The sequence below is a fragment of the Streptomyces sp. CNX435 genome, assembly GCF_059570575.1.
In genome coordinates this window covers 1-15834 of sequence record NZ_JCANTA010000049.1, presented here as the reverse complement: position 1 = coordinate 15834, position 15834 = coordinate 1, and the positions used below count along the sequence as shown (strand labels likewise).

The 15834-nt window shown below is 75.1% G+C and carries 2 protein-coding genes; both read right to left on the bottom strand.

The window, feature by feature from the left end; translation table 11 throughout:
- A partial coding sequence (locus tag T328_RS35670) for an SDR family NAD(P)-dependent oxidoreductase (protein WP_496500425.1) occupies positions 1–7558 on the bottom strand: 7558 nt, incomplete at its 3' end.
- A gap of 23 nt (positions 7559–7581) precedes the next feature.
- A partial coding sequence (locus tag T328_RS35665) for a type I polyketide synthase (protein ID WP_496500424.1) occupies positions 7582–15834 on the bottom strand: 8253 nt, incomplete at its 5' end.

Below are 15834 nucleotides of genomic sequence, written 5' to 3'. Positions count from 1 at the left end.
CGCCCGCGGTCCAGTCGATGTGCGATGAGGGTTCGTCCACGTGCAGCGTCTGTGGCAGCACGCCCTCGCGCATCGCCATGACCATCTTGATCACACCGCCGACACCGGCCGCGGCCTGGGTGTGGCCGAGGTTCGACTTCAGCGACCCGAGCCACAGCGGCGCGTCGTCCGGCCGGTCCTGGCCGTACGTGGCCAGTAGCGCCTGCGCCTCGATCGGGTCGCCCAGCGTCGTGCCCGTCCCGTGCGCCTCCACCGCGTCTACTTCCGAAGCCGACAGACCCGCATTGGCCAGGGCCTGCCGGATCACCCGCTGCTGCGACGGACCGTTCGGCGCCGTCAGCCCGTTCGACGCACCGTCCTGGTTCACCGCGGACCCGCGCACGACAGCGAGGATGCGGCGCCCGTTGCGTACGGCGTCCGACAGCCGCTCGACGAGCAGCAGCCCCACGCCCTCCGACCAGCCCGTCCCGTCGGCCCCCGCCGCGAACGGCTTGCACCGCCCGTCCGGCGCCAGGCCGCCCTGACGGCTGAACTCGGTGAAGCAGCCCGGCGTGGCCATCACCGTCACACCGCCCGCCAGCGCGAGCGTCGATTCACCACTCCGCAGCGACTGGCACGCCAGGTGCAGCGTCACCAGCGACGACGAGCACGCCGTGTCCACCGTCACCGCCGGGCCCTCCAGACCGAAGGTGTACGAGACGCGGCCGGAGGCGATGCTCAGCGCGCTGCCGATGCCGACCTGCCCCTCGAAGCCCTCCGGGGTCTCGGTCAGCCGGGACAGGTAGTCCTGGGAGATGACGCCGGCGAACACGCCGGTGGGCGTGTTGCGCAGCGTGGCCGGGTCGATGCCGGCCCGTTCGAACGCCTCCCACGCCGTCTCCAGCAGCAGCCGGTGCTGCGGGTCGGTGGCCAGCGCCTCGCGCGGGCTGATCCGGAACAGCTCGGCGTCGAACTCGGCCGCGTCGTACAGGAATCCGCCCTGCGACGTCGCGGACGTCCCGAGTCGCTCCGGGTCGGGGTCCATGAGCCGGTCGAGGTCCCAGCCGCGGTCCTCGGGGAAGCCTCCGATGCCGTCGCGGCCCTCGCTCACCAGCCGCCACAGGTCCTCCGGCGAGGCGACGCCGCCGGGGAAGCGGCACGCCATGCCGATGATGGCGATCGGCTCGTCCTCGTCCGCGCGGGTGGCGACGGCGGGGGAGAGCGCCGTCTGCGGCAGGGCGCCGAGCAGTTCGTCCAGTACGAAGCGTGCCAGCAGCGCGGGCGTCGGGTGGTCGAAGACCAGCGTCGTCGGCAGCTGCAGGCCGGTGGCCGCGGTGAGGCGGTTGCGCATCTCGACGGCCGTGAGCGAGTCGAAGCCCAGCTCGCGGAAGCTGCGGTCGGCGCCGACCGCCGTCGCGTCGCCGAGGACCAGCACCGTCGCCACATGGCCGCGGACCAGGTCCAGGACGTGCCGCTCCCGGTTCTCGGGAGCCATCGCCGACAGCTCGTCGGCCAGCGAGGATCCCCGCCCGCCGCTCCGGGCGGCGGCCCCGCGGTTCGCGGGCGCGGCGGCGGCGCGGCGCGGCTGGACCAGGGCGCGGAGCAGCGGCGGGGCGCTGGCGGGGTCGAGGACGCGGGTGTCCAGCCCGGTCGGCAGCAGGAACGGGCGGCTGCCCGACATACCCGCGTCGAGCAGCGCCAGGCCGTGCGCCGTGGTGAGGGGGACGACGCCCGCGCGGCCGACCCGCGCGACGTCGGCGTCGTCCAGATGCCCGGTCATGCCGCTGGCCTCGGCCCACAGGCCCCACCCGAGCGAGATGGCACTGAGGCCGCGGCGGTGGCGGAGCGCGGCGAGGGAGTCGAGGAAGGTGTTGGCGACGGCGTAGTTGGCCTGGCCGGGGGCGCCGAAGGTCGCGGCGGCGGAGGAGAACAGGACGAACGCGTCGAGCTCCAGGTGCTCGGTCAGCTCGTGCAGGTTCCAGGCCGCGTCCACCTTCGGGCGCAGCACGGTGGCGAGTTGGTCGGGCGTGAGCCGGTCGACCGTGGCGTCGTCGAGGACGCCCGCGGTGTGGACGACGGCGCGCAGCGGGTGCTCGGCGGCCACGGTGCCGAGCAGGGCGGCGAGTTGGTCGCGGTCGGCCGCGTCGCAGGCGGTGATCTGGACGGTGGCGCCGAGCGCGGTGAGTTCCTCGTGGAGGCTGCGGGCGCCGGGTGCGTCGGGGCCGGAACGGCTGGTGAGCAGCAGGTTCCGTACGCCGTGACGGGTGACGAGGTGGCGTGCGACGTGGGCGCCGAGGACGCCGGTGCCGCCGGTGACCAGGGCGGTGCCGTCCGGGTCGATCGGCGCGGGGATCGTCAGCACGACCTTGCCGATATGCCGGGCCTGGCTCAGGTGACGCAGCGCTTCGGGCGCGCGCCGGATGTCCCAGGAGGTGACGGGCAGCGGCCGCAGCACGCCGCCCTCGAACAGCTCCCGCAGCTCCTGCAGCATCTCCTGGATGCGGTCGGGGCCGGCGTCGCCGAGGTCGAACGCCTGGTACGTCGTGCCCGGGTACTCCTCGGCGACCGTTCCGGCGTCCCGGATGTCGGTCTTGCCGATCTCCACGAACCGGCCGCCGTCGCCCAGCAGCCGCAGCGAGGCGTCGGCGAACTCCCCGGCCAGGGAGTTCAGTACGACGTCCACGCCCGCGCCGTCGGTGGCCGCACGGAACTGCTCCTCGAAGTCCAGCGTCCGCGACGACGCGATACGGGAGCCTTCGACCCCGTACTCCCGCAGCACGTGCTGCTTGCCGGCGCTGGCGGTGGACAGGACCTCCACGCCCCAGTGCCGCGCGAGCTGCAGCGTCGCCATCCCGACGCCGCCGGCGCCGGCGTGCACGAGCAGCCGCTCGCCCGGCTCGACGGCGGCCAGGTCCACCAGCCCGTAGTAGGCGGTGAGGAAGACGATCGGCACGGTGGCCGCCTCCGCGAAGGACCAGCCCTCCGGGATACGCGCCAGCAGCCGGGCGTCCGTGACGGTCACCGGCCCGGTGGTGGTGAACAGGCCCATCACCCGGTCGCCGACCGCGAGATGGGTGATGTCGGGCGCGGCCTCCACGACGACACCGGCGCCCTCGCCGCCCACCGCGCGCACGTCGGCCACCATGCCGAGGGTCACGACGACGTCGCGGAAGTTCAGCCCGCCGGCCCGTACGGAGACACGCACCTCACCGGGCCGCAGGTCGGCGCCCGCCTCGGGCGACGGGACGAGCGCGACGTCGTCCAGCGAGCCCTGCCCGGTCACGCCCAGGCACCAGTGCTCCTCGCCGGGCGGGGGCGTCAGCACCTCGTCGGCCGAGGACCGGCCCAGGCGGGCGGCGAGGGCCCGGCCCTCGCGTACCGCGGTCTGCGGCTCTCCGCAGGCCAGGACGGCGGGGAGGGCCGCCGCGGTGCGCGGATCCGCGTCCACGTCGACCAGCAGGAAGCGGTCCGGGTGCTCCGACTGCGCGGAGCGCAGCAGCCCCCAGGCGGAGGCGCCGACGAGGTCCGTCACCGGGTCCCCGGGCTCGGCGGCCACGGCGGCCGACGTCACGACGGCGAGCCGGGCGCCGGCCGGCCGCTCGTCCGCGAGCCAGCGCTGGACGACGTCCAGCAGCCGGGTGCTCAGTTCCCGCACCCGCGCGGGCAGGACGCCCTCGCCGGGGTCGCCCACCGGAAGCAGGACCGTCGCCGGGATCTCGTCCTGGGCGAGGAGCGTCTCGAGGTCCGCGACGACCCGGCCGCCCGCGACGCCGGGGAGGGCGTCACCGCCGGCGAGCGGGGCGAGGACGACGTGCCCGGGTGCGGTGTCCGGCTCCGGGAGGGTGAGCGGGGCCCAGTCCAGGGTGAACAGGCTGTCGTGGTACGGATCGGGCGTGGCGGCCTGCCGCAGCTGCGCGGCGTCGACCTGCCGCAGCGTCAGCGAACCGACGCGGCCCACGGGACTGCCCGCCGCGTCGGCCAGGGTGATCCGCGCCGAGGTCGGCGTGACCCGCCGCACGTGGACGCGGAGGAAGTCCGCGCCGGTGGCGTGCAGTTCCACGTCGCTCCAGGAGAACGGCAGCTGCGTGCCCTCCTCGCCGCCCGGGGCCAGGCCGAGGGCGTGCAGGGCGGCGTCCAGGAGCGCGGGATGGATGCCGTAACCGCCCGGGTCGGTGCCGGCGTCGTCCCCGGCGAGGTCGACCTCCGCGTACACGCCGCCGTCCGCCGCGCGCCAGGCCGCGGACAGGCCGCGGAAGGCGGGGCCGTAGTGGTACCCGTGCGCCGCCAGGTCGTCGTACAGCGACCCTACGGGCAGCGACTCGGCGCCGGCGGGCGGCCAGGCGGCGAGGTCGGCGGACGGGTCGGCGTCCTGGCCGGCGGCGGGCGTCGCGGTGAGGTAACCCGTGGCGTGCGGGGTCCAGACGTCGCCGTCCTCGGCGCGCGAGTGGACCGTGACCGGCCGCTGCCCGCTGCCGTCGGCGTCGGCGCCCGCGGTGACCTGGAGGTGGACGGTGCCGTGCTCGCCGAGGACCAGCGGGGTCTGGAGGGTGAGTTCGGCCAGGTGGGGGTGGCCGGTGTGCTCGCCCGCGTGCAGCGCGAGGTCGACGAAGGCGGTGCCGGGGAGGAGGACGGTGCCGCCCACCGCGTGGTCGGCGAGCCAGGGGTGCGTACGCAGGCTCAGGCTCCCGGTGAACGTGACGGCACCCCCGCCGTCCGCCAGCTCCATCGCGGCCCCGAGCAGGGCGTGTTCGGTGCGGCGCAGCCCGAGGTGCCCGGGGTCGCCGGCGTGGGCGGGGGCGCTGAGCCAGTACGTCTGGTGCTGGAACGCGTACGTGGGAAGGCCGACGGTGGCGGTGGTGCCGGGCCAGGTGAGGGGGGTGTGCGCGGCGTGGACCGCGGCGAGCGCGGCCGTCAGCGCCTCCGCCTGCCCCCGCTTGCGCTGCTGGGCGGCAACGACGGTGGCCGGGGCGGTGAGGGTGTCGGCGGTGAGGGTCGCCAGGGTGGTGTCCGGGCCGAGTTCGAGGTACGTGCCGGTGCCGGCCTGCTCCAGATACGTCGTGACGGCGGCGTACTCGACGCTCTGCCGCAGCTGCTCGGCCCAGTACTCGGGCGAGGCCGCCTCAGCCGCCGAGAGGGGCAGCCCGGTGCGGTTGGAGACCACCGGCAGGGCCGGCGCCTGCGCGGCGGTGCCGGCGACGGCCTCGCGGAACTCGGCGAGGATCGGGTCCATGTGCCCCGAGTGGAACGCGTGGCTCACCCGCAGCCGCCGGGCCCTCACGCCGGCCTCTGCGCACCGCTCGGCGACGGTGTCGACGGCCTCGGCATCACCCGAGACGACCGTGGAGACGGGCGAGTTGTGCGCGGCGATCGACGCGCCGTCGACGTCCTCCAGCAGGCGGGCGGTGGCGTCCCGGTCGGCGGCGACGGACAGCATGGCGCCGCCCACGGGCAGCCCGCCCATGAGCCGCCCGCGGGTGGCGACGAGGCGCGCGGCATCCGTAAGCGTCCATACCCCGGCGAGGTGGGCGGCGGTCAATTCCCCGATGGAGTGACCGGCCAGAAAGTCGGGGCGGATCCCGAAGGACTCCGCCAGCCGGTACAACGCGACCTCGTACGCGAACAGCGCCGGCTGCGTATACGTCGTGTCGTCGAGCAGCCTGGCCTGGTCGGTGTCCGGCTCGGCGAACAGCAGTGGCTTGAGCGGCTGCGGCAGGTGCGTGTCCAGCGCCCCGCAGGCTTCGTCCAGCGCCTCGGCGAAGACGGGGTACGTGTCGTACAACTCGGCGCCCATGCCCGGGCGTTGCGCGCCCTGGCCGGTGAACAGCACCGCCAGCTTGCCGCCGGCCGCCGTGCCCACGACCGCACCCTGCCCCGGCGTCTCCTCCGCGACGGCGCCGAGCCCGGCGAGCAACTCCTCGCGGTCGTCGCCGAACACCACGCCCCGGTGCCCGAGCGCGGCCCGCGTCCGCAGCAGCGCGGACCCCACGGCCCGCGCGTCGGCGTCCGGGTTGTCCGCCAGCCAGGTGCGCAGCTTCCCGGCCTGGGCGGCGAGTGCTTCCGGCGTGTGACCCGACAGCGCCCACACCACCGGACCCGGGACCGCCTCGGCCGCCGGCTCCGCCACCTCGGCGGCGGCCGGCGGGCCTTCGATCACCACGTGCGCGTTGGTGCCGCTCATGCCGAACGACGAGACCGCGGCGCGCAGCGGCCGCTCGGGGTGCGACCACGCCCGCTGCTCCGTCAGCAGCCGGACACTGCCGGCGGACCAGTCGATGTGCGGCGACGGCTCGTCCACGTGCAGCGTGCGCGGCAGCACGCCCTCGTGCATCGCCATGACCATCTTGATGATGCCCGCGACGCCCGCCGCCGCCTGGGTGTGCCCGAGGTTCGACTTGACCGAGCCGAGCCACAGCGGCGCGTCGCCCGAGCGCCCTTCGCCGTACGTCGCCAGCAGCGCCTGCGCCTCGATCGGGTCGCCCAGCGTCGTGCCCGTGCCGTGCGCCTCGACGACGTCGACGTCGGCGGCGGTGAGCCCCGCGTTGGCGAGCGCCTGGCGGATCACCCGCTGCTGCGACGGACCGTTGGGCGCCGTCAGGCCGTTGGAGGCCCCGTCCTGGTTGACGGCAGACCCGCGCAGGACGGCGAGCACCGGGTGCCCGTTGCGCCGCGCGTCCGACAGCCGCTCCACCAGCAGCAGCCCGACGCCCTCGGACCACCCGGTGCCGTCCGCGGCGGCGGCGAACGGCTTGCACCGCCCGTCCGGCGCAAGACCGCGCTGCCGGCTGAACTCCACGAACGTACCCGGCGTGGCCATCACCGTCACCCCGCCGGCCAGCGCGAGCGTGCACTCGCCCTGCCGCAGCGCGTGCGCGGCCAGGTGCAGCGACACGAGCGAGGAGGAGCAGGCCGTGTCCACGGTGACCGCGGGCCCCTCCAGGCCGAAGCTGTACGCCACCCGGCCGGAGGCGATGCTGCCCGCGCTGCCGTTGCCCACCTGCCCCTCGAAGCCGGCCGGCACCTGGTGCATGAGCCGCGACGAGTAGTCGTTGTACATCACGCCGGTGAAGACACCGGTCCGGCTGCCCTGCACCGACTGCGGGTCGATACCGGCCCGTTCGAACGCCTCCCAGGCCGTCTCCAGCAGCAGCCGCTGCTGCGGGTCGGTCGCCAGCGCCTCGCGCGGGCTCATGTGGAACAGCTCCGCGTCGAACTCCGCGGCCTCGTGCAGGAACCCGCCCTCGCGCACGTACGACGTGGCCGGGTGGTCCGGGTCCGGGTGGTACAGCGACTCCACGTCCCAGTCGCGGCCGGAGGGGAACTCCCCGACCGCGTCCTGGCCCTCGGCGACGAGCCGCCACAGGTCCTCCGGCGAGCGGACGCCGCCGGGGTAGCGGCAGGCCATGCCCACGATGGCGATCGGCTCGTGCTCCTGGGACTCGGCGTCGTGCAGACGCTGCCGGGTCTGGTGCAACTCGGCAATGACACGTGCCAGGTAGTCCCGCAGCTTGTCTTCGTCCGCCATCTGTCCTGCTCCCATGCCTTGCCGAGCCTTACCGATTGAAGTGCCGATGTTGATCACGGCCCGGGCCGGGCCGTGCGGACTCAGAGCCCGAGATCCTTCTCCACGAAGCTAAAGAGCTCCTCATTGCTCGCTTTGCGCAGCGAGTCGAGGACTTCCCCGCCGCTCTCGTCGGACGCGCCCGGGGCCGCCAGCTTGGCGAGCAGCGCCTCCAGGCGCTCGACCAGAACCACCCGTTCCGGGTCGTCCGAGGGCCGCGCGGACAGCGATGCGTCGAGCCGGTCGAGGTCGTCCACGGTGACGACCCCGCCGGCCGCGCCGCGCCCGGGGGCCAGGCGCGTGGCGAGGTGGTCGGCCAGCGCCAGCGGCGTCGGGTAGTCGAAGATCAGCGTCGCGGGAAGCTGCTGCCCGACGAGCGTGCCCAGCTTGTTGCGCAACTGGACGGCGGTGAGGGAGTCGAAGCCCAGCTCCGAGAACGGCCGGTCCGCCTCGATGCCCTGCTCGCCGCCGTGCCCCAGGACGAGAGCCACCTCGCGGACCACCAGCGCACGGACCCGCTCGGTCCGCTGCCCGGCGTCGAGCCCGGCCAGCTCTGCGACCAGCGCGGCCGACTGGGCCGCGGCCCCGGCGCCGCCCCCGGCACCCGCCGCCGGCCGGCGGACGCCGCGTACCAGCGCGTGCAGGAGCGGCGGCGCGGACTCGGGGGCGGCGCGGGCGGTGTCGAGGGCGACGGGCAGGAGATGGGCGCGGGCGGCGGAGATGCCGGTGTCGAGGAGGGCGAGGCCCTGTTCGGTGGTCAGCGGCGTGATGCCGCCCCGGACGAGGCGGGCGACATCGGTGTCGTCCAACTGCCCGGTCATGCCGGACTGTTCGGCCCACAGGCCCCAGCCGAGCGCGGCGGCGGGCAGGCCGCGGTGCCGGCGGAGGGCGGCGAGGGTGTCGAGGAAGGTGTTGGCGGTGGCGTAGTTGGCCTGGCCGGGTGCGCCGAGGGTGGCGGCGGCGGAGGAGTAGAGGACGAAGGCGTCGAGCTTCAGGTGTTCGGTCAGCTCGTGGAGGTGCCAGGCGGCGTCGACCTTGGGGCGCAGGACAGCGGTGAGCTGCTCGGGGGTGAGGTTGGGGAGGGTGGCGTCGGCGAGGGTGCCGGCGGTGTGGAAGACGGCGGTCAGCGGGTGGTCGCCGGGAACCGTGTCGAGGAGTGCGGCGAGCTGGTCGCGGTCGGCGGCGTCGCAGGCGGCGATGCGCACGTCGGCGCCCAGGGCGGCGAGTTCGTCGTGCAGCTCGGCGGCTCCGGTGGCGTCCGGTCCGCTGCGGCTGGTGAGTAGCAGGTGGCGTACGCCATGGTGGGCGGCCAGGTGGCGCGCGGTGTGCGCCCCGAGGGTGCCCGTACCGCCCGTGATCAGGACCGTTCCCTCGGGGTCGAGGGTGACGGCCCGGTCGGGGCCGCCGGTGTGGCGGGTGAGCCGGGGGACGAGGCACTGCCCGTTGCGCAGGGCGAGTTGGGGCTCGTCCGACGTCAGTACGGCGGGCAGGGCGGCCCGGCTGTCGGGGTGCCCGTCGGTGTCGACGACCGTGATCCGGCCCGGGTTCTCGCTCTGGGCGCTGCGGACCAGACCCCACAGCGGGGCGTGCGCCAGATCGGCGACCTCCTCGTCGTCGGTGGTGGCGACGGCCCGCTGGGTGAGGACGACGAGGTGCCGTTCCGCGTTCGCCTCGTCGGCCAGCCACTCCTGTACGTGGCCGAGGGCCTGCGCGGCGGCGCGGTGGACCCGCTCGGCCACGGGGACGCCGGGGTGCTCGTCGAGGACCGCGAACACGTCGAGCGTGTCGGCACCGTCCGCCGGGGCCTCCGCCCCGGCCGACAGTACGGCCCACGGCGTCGGCGGGCCCGCCGTCCCGGAGACGGACGCGGGCGTCCACTCCACGGCGAACAGCCGCTTCCCGTGCCCGTCCGCGCCGATCGCCGCCAGCTGAGCGCGATCGACCGGGCGCACCGACAGCGCGTCCACCTGGGCGACCGGCGCTCCCGCCGCGTCCGCCAGCGTGATACGCGCCGTGTCCGCGGACTCGCGCCGCAGCCGGACCCGTAGCACCGTGGACCCGGTGGCGTGCAGCTCGACGCCGGACCAGGCGAACGGCAGCCGGGCGTCGTCGCCCACCTCGGCCATCAGGCCCAGGGCGTGCAGCGCGGCGTCCAGCAGCGCCGGGTGGAGGCCGTAGCCGGAGGCGTCGGCTCCGGCGCCGAGCGAGACCTCGGCGTACACGTCGTCGCCGTCGCGCCAGGCCGCGGTCAGCCCCTGGAACGCGGGGCCGTACTGGTATCCGCGGACGGCGAGGTCGTCGTAGACGGAGTCGACGCCGACGGCCTCGGCGCCGGACGGTGGCCACGTGGTGAGGTCGGCGCCGGCACCGGGCCGCGCGTCCGCGGCCGTGAGGCGGCCGGTGGCGTGCAGCGTCCACGGCTCGCCCCGCCCGGTCCGCGAGTGGACGGTGACGCCGCGCCCGCCGTCGGCGTCCGCGGACGCGACGATCACCTGAAGATGCACGGTGCCCTGGTCCGGGACGACGAGCGGGGCTTCCAGCGTCAGGTCCGCCAGGCGGAGCGCGCCCACCTGCTCACCCGCGTACAGGGCGAGTTCGACGAACCCGCTGCCCGGCAGCAGCACGGTCCCGAAGACGGCGTGGTCCGCCAGCCACGGGTGCGTACGCAGCGAGAGCCGCCCGGTGAAGGTGACGGCGTCGCCGTCCGCGTGCTCCACGGCCGCGCTGAGCAGGGGGTGGTCGGCCGTGCCCAGCCCCAGCCCTTCGGCGTCCCCGGTGGAGGGCAGGGCGTCGAGCCAGTAGCGCTGGTGCTGGAACGCGTAGGTGGGGAGATCGCCGAGCACGGGCGCCGCGGTGGTGGGCCAGTCCACGGGGTTGTGCACGGTGTGGACCGTGGCCATCGCGCCGGTGAAGGCGTCGACCTGCCCCCGCTTGCGCTGCTGGGCCGCCACGGCGGCGGCGGGCGCGGTGAGGGTGTCCGTCGTGAGGGCCGCGAGGGTGGTGTCGGGGCCGAGTTCGAGGTACGTGCCGGTGCCGGCCTGCTCCAGGTAGGCCGTGACGGCGGCGTACTCGACGGTGTGGCGCAGCTGCTCCGCCCAGTAGTCGGGCGAGGCCGCCTGGTCCGGTGTCAGGGGCCGGCCGGTGCGGTCGGAGACGACCGGCAGGGCGGCGGGCTGTGCGGGCGCGTCGGCGACGGCCGCGCGGAACTCCTCCAGGATCGGGTCCATGCGGGCGGAGTGGAAGGCGTGGCTGACCCGCAGCCGCCGGGCGGTCACGCCGATGTCGGAGCAGCGCTCCGCGACGGTGTCGATGGCCTCGGCGTCGCCGGAGACGACCGTGGAGACGGGCGAGTTGTGCGCGGCGATCGCCGCGCCGTCGATGTCCTTGAGCAGACGGGTGACCGTGTCGCGGTCGGCGGCGACGGACAACATGGCGCCGCCGGCTGGCAGGGTCCCCATGAGGCGTCCGCGGGTGGCGACGAGGCGGGCGGCGTCCGGGAGTGTCCAGACTCCGGCCAGGTGAGCCGCGGTCAACTCCCCGATGGAGTGACCGGCCAGGAAGTCCGGCCGGATCCCGAAGGACTCCGCCAGCCGGTACAGGGCGACCTCGTACGCGAACAGCGCAGGCTGGGTGTACGTCGTGTCGTCCAGCAGCTTCGCCTCGTCGGTGTCCGCCTCGGCGAACAGCAGTGGCTTGAGCGGCTGCGGCAGATGCGCGTCCAGCGCCGCGCAGACTTCGTCCAGCGCCGCGGCGAACACGGGATACGCGTCGTACAGTTCGGCGCCCATGCCCGGGCGTTGTGCGCCCTGGCCGGTGAACAGCACCGCCAGCTTGCCCGCCCGGTACCGCCCGGCCACCGCCCGATCCGCGTCCTCACCACGCGCGACCGCATCCAGAGCGTCGAGCAGCTCGGCGCGGTCCGTACCGAAGACCACCGCCCGGTGATCCAGCACCGCACGCGAACGCACCAACGAGGCCGCCACCGCGTGCACGTCGGTCTCAGGGCGCTCCTTCAGGTACGTCCGCAGCCGGCCGGCCTGCGCGGCCAGCGCCTCCGCCGTGTGCCCGGAGACCGGCCACACCACCGGACCCGGCTCGGCCGGAGCGTCCGCGGCCGGCTCCGCGGCGGTGGCGGCGTCGTCGGCCGGTGGCTCCTCGATGATCACGTGTGCGTTGGTGCCGCTCATGCCGAACGACGACACACCCGCGCGCCGCGGCTTCTCGGCCCGCGGCCACGGCACCTCGTCACGCAGCAGCTCCACGGCGCCGGCCGTCCAGTCGACGTGCGGCGACGGCTCGTCCGCGTGCAGCGTCCGGGGCAGCACCCCGTACCGCATGGCCTGCACCATCTTGATCACACCGCCGACGCCGGCGGCGGCCTGGGTGTGGCCGATGTTGGACTTGATCGAGCCGAGCCGCAGCGGCGCGTCCGCGGGCCGGCCCTGGCCGTACGTGGCGAGCAGGGCCTGCGCCTCGATGGGGTCGCCGAGGCTCGTGCCGGTGCCGTGCGCCTCGACGGCGTCGACGTCGGCGGGGGAGAGCCCCGCGCCGGCCAGGGCCTGACGGACCACGCGCTCCTGCGACGGACCGTTCGGCGCCGTCAGGCCGTTGGACGCGCCGTCCTGGTTGACGGCCGAGCCGCGGACGACGGCGAGGACCTGATGGCCGTTGCGCCGCGCGTCCGACAGCCGCTCCACCAGCAGCAGCCCCACACCCTCCGACCAGCCCGTGCCGTCGGCACCGGCCGCGAACGCCTTGCAGCGCCCGTCCGGTGCCAGCCCGCGCTGCCGGCTGAACTCCACGAACATATTGGGGCTCGCCATCACCGACACCCCGCCCACGAGAGCGAGGTCGCACTCGCCCTCCCGCAGCGCCTGGCCGGCCATGTGCAGCGCCACCAGCGACGACGAACAGGCCGTGTCGACCGTGATCGCCGGACCTTCCAGCCCGAACGCGTACGAGACGCGGCCGGAGGCGATGCTGCCCGCGCTGCCGATCCCGATCTGCCCCTCGAACCCCTCCGGGATCCGGGACAGGCGCGAGTAGTAGTCCTGCGAGATGACGCCGGTGAACACGCCGGTCCGGCTGCCGTGCAGAGACCGCGGGCCGATGCCCGCGCGCTCGAACGTCTCCCACGCGGTCTCCAGCAGCAGCCGGTGCTGCGGGTCCGTCGCGGTCGCCTCCCGCGGGCTCATGCCGAACACCGCGGGGTCGAACTGCTCGGCCTCGTACAGGAAGCCGCCCTCGCGGACGTACGACGTGCCCGGATGGTCGGGGTCGGCGTCGAAGAGCGCGTCGGTGTCCCAGCCGCGGTTCTCCGGGAACGCGCCGATCGCGTCCCGGCCTTCGGCCACCAGCCGCCACAGGTCCTCGGGCGTACGCACGTCGCCCGGGTAGCGGCACGCCATCCCGACGATCGCGATCGGATCGCCTGCCACCCGGCCGCCGGCCGACGGCACGTCCGCCGCCTCGGACCGGACCCCGAGCACCGTCTTACGCAGGTGCTCCGCGAGCGCGGTGGGCGTGGGGTGGTCGAACACGAGGGTGGCGGGCAGCCGCTCACCGACGGCGGCGGACAGCCCGTTGCGCAGCTCGACCGCCGTCAGGGAGTCGATGCCGAGATCCTTGAACGAGCGGTTGACGGCCACGGCGTCCTCGCCGTGCCCGAGCACAGTGCCGACGTGGCTCGCCACCAGCCGCAGCAGCACGTCCCGCTGCTCGGCGGCGCCGAGACCCGAGAGCCGCCGCGCGAGGGCGGACGAGTCCCCGCCGCCTGCCTCGTCGGCCGCGGCCGCCTGGCGCCGCTGGGCGCGCAGCAGGCTGCGGAACAGCGCGGGCGCCTGCGCCGCGTCGAGCCGCGCCGGATTGACCGCGGCCGGGACCAGGAACGGCATCGCGGAGACACAGCCCGCGTCGAGGAGGGCGAGGCCCTGCTCGGTGGTCAGCGGCGCAAGGCCGCCGCGGGAGAGGCGGGCGACGTCGGTGTCGTCCATGTGCCCGGTCATGCCGGACTGCTCGGCCCAGTAGCCCCAGGCGAGGCTGGTGGTGGGCAGGCCGCGACGGGTGCGGTGGTGGGCGAGGGAGTCGAGGAAGGCGTTGGCGGCGGCGTAGTTGGCCTGTCCCGTGGCGCCGAGGGTGGCGGCGGCGGAGGAGTAGAGGACGAAAGCGTCGAGCTTCAGATGCTCGGTCAGCTCGTGCAGGTTCCAGGCCGCGTCGACCTTCGGCTTGAGGACGGCGGTGAGGTGGTCGGGGGTGAGGTTGTGCAGGGTGGCGTCGGCGAGGGTGCCGGCGGTGTGGAAGACAGCGGCCAGCGGGTGGTCGGCCGGAACGGCGTCGAGGAGCGCGGCGAGTTCGTCGCGGTCGGCGGCGTCGCAGGCGGCGATGCGTACGTCGGCGCCCAGGGCGGCGAGTTCGTCGCGGAGGGCGGCGGCGCGGGGGGCGTCGGGGCCGCTGCGGCTGGTGAGCAGCAGGTGGCGTACGCCGTGTGCGGTGACGAGGTGGTGGGCGGTGTGGGCGCCGAGGGTGCCGGTGCCGCCGGTGATCAGGACGGTGCCCTCGGGGTCGAGGCTGAGGGTGTCGCCGGCCGGGGGGGTGTGGCGGGCGAGCCTGGGCACGAGGGGCTGCCCGCCGCGCAGGGCGAGTTGGGGCTCGTCGAGAGCGAGGGCGGTCTCGATGTGGGGGGTGGGGTCGGCGGCGGGGTCGTCGGTGTCGATGAGGATGACGCGGCCCGGGTGCTCGCTCTGGGCGCTGCGGACGAGACCCCAGAGGGGCGCGTGGACGAGGTCGGCGACGTCCTCGTCGTCGGTGGTGGCGACGGCCCGCCGGGTGACGACGACGAGGTGACGACCCGCGTTCGCCTCGTCCGCGAGCCATTCCTGTACGTGGCCGAGGGCCTGGCGGGCGGCGTGGTGGACCTGGACCGGCAGCGGGCTTGCCGGATCCGCGGGCGCCACCTCCAGCCGGTCCGCCGAAGAAGGCGCGGTGTCCGCTTCGACACCGGCCGTGAGTACGGTCCAGCCGTCCGAAGCGGCGCGGGAGGCAGGGGCGGCGTCGGCAGCGGGTAGGGCGGCGGTCCAGTCCATGCGGAAGAGCCGGTTGTGCGTGCTCGTACGGGCATGGGCAAGCTGGACCGGGTCGAGCGGCCGCAGCACCAGAGAACCCACCGTGGCCACCGGCCGGCCGGCGACGTCGGCGAGCGCGACCGCGACGGTCGTCTCGTCGACCCGCGTGACCTGCGCACGGACCGCGCCCGCCCCGGTCGCGTAGAGGCTGACGTCGTTCCACGAGAACGGCAGGTACACGCCGCCGCTGATGGCGTCGGTGAGCCCGAGCGTGTGGAGCGCGGCGTCGAGCAGGGCGGGGTGGACGTCGAAGCCGGCGGCGTCGGTCGAGGCGTCGAGGCTGACTTCGGCGTAGAGGCTGTCGCCCCCGCGCCAGGCCGCGGTCAGCCCCTGGAAGGCCGGCCCGTACTCGTTGCCGCGGGCGGCGAACGCCTCGTAGAGGTCGTCGACCGGGACCTGCTCGGCACCGGCGGGGGGCCATGCGGCGAGGTCGGCGGCGACGGGTGGCTCGGCGGGCCGCGCGGCCAGCACGCCCTCGGCGTGCAGCGTCCACGGTTCGACGTCGGAGCCCCGGGAGTGGACGGTGACGGAGCGGTCCTCGCCGGCGTCGCGCGGGCCAACCGCCACCTGGAGCTGGAGGGTGGTCTTGGCGGCGATGACGAGGGGGGCTTGCAGCGTCAGTTCGGTGAGGTGGGGGTGTGCGGTGTGTTCGCCGGCGTGGAGGGCGAGGTCGACGAAGGCGGTGCCGGGCAGGAGGACGGTGCCGTTGACGGCGTGGTCGGCGAGCCAGGGGTGAGCGCGGAGGCTGAGGCTGCCGGTGAACGTGACGGCGCCGTCCCCGGCGGCCTCCACGGCGGCGCCGAGGAGGGGGTGGGTGCTGGGGCGCAGACCCAGGTCGGAGGGGTTGCTGCTGGGGGTGGGGACGTTGAGCCAGTAGTGGGCGTGTTGGAAGGGGTAGGTGGGGAGGTCGGCCAGGTGGGTGGGGGTCGTGTGCCAGTCGACGGCCACGCCGTGGGTGTGGAGGTGGGCGAGGGCGAGGTGGAGTTGGGTGGGTGAGTGTTCGTTGCGGCGGAGGGTGCCGGTGGCGATCGCGGAGGGGTCGGTGTCGGTGATGGCGGTGGTGAGGGTGGGGTGGGGGCTTGTTTCGACGTAGGTGGTGTGGCCGTTGTCGACCAGGCGCGTGAGGGTGTCGTGGAAGCGGACGGTCTCGCGGAGGTTGGTGTACCAGTAGTCGGC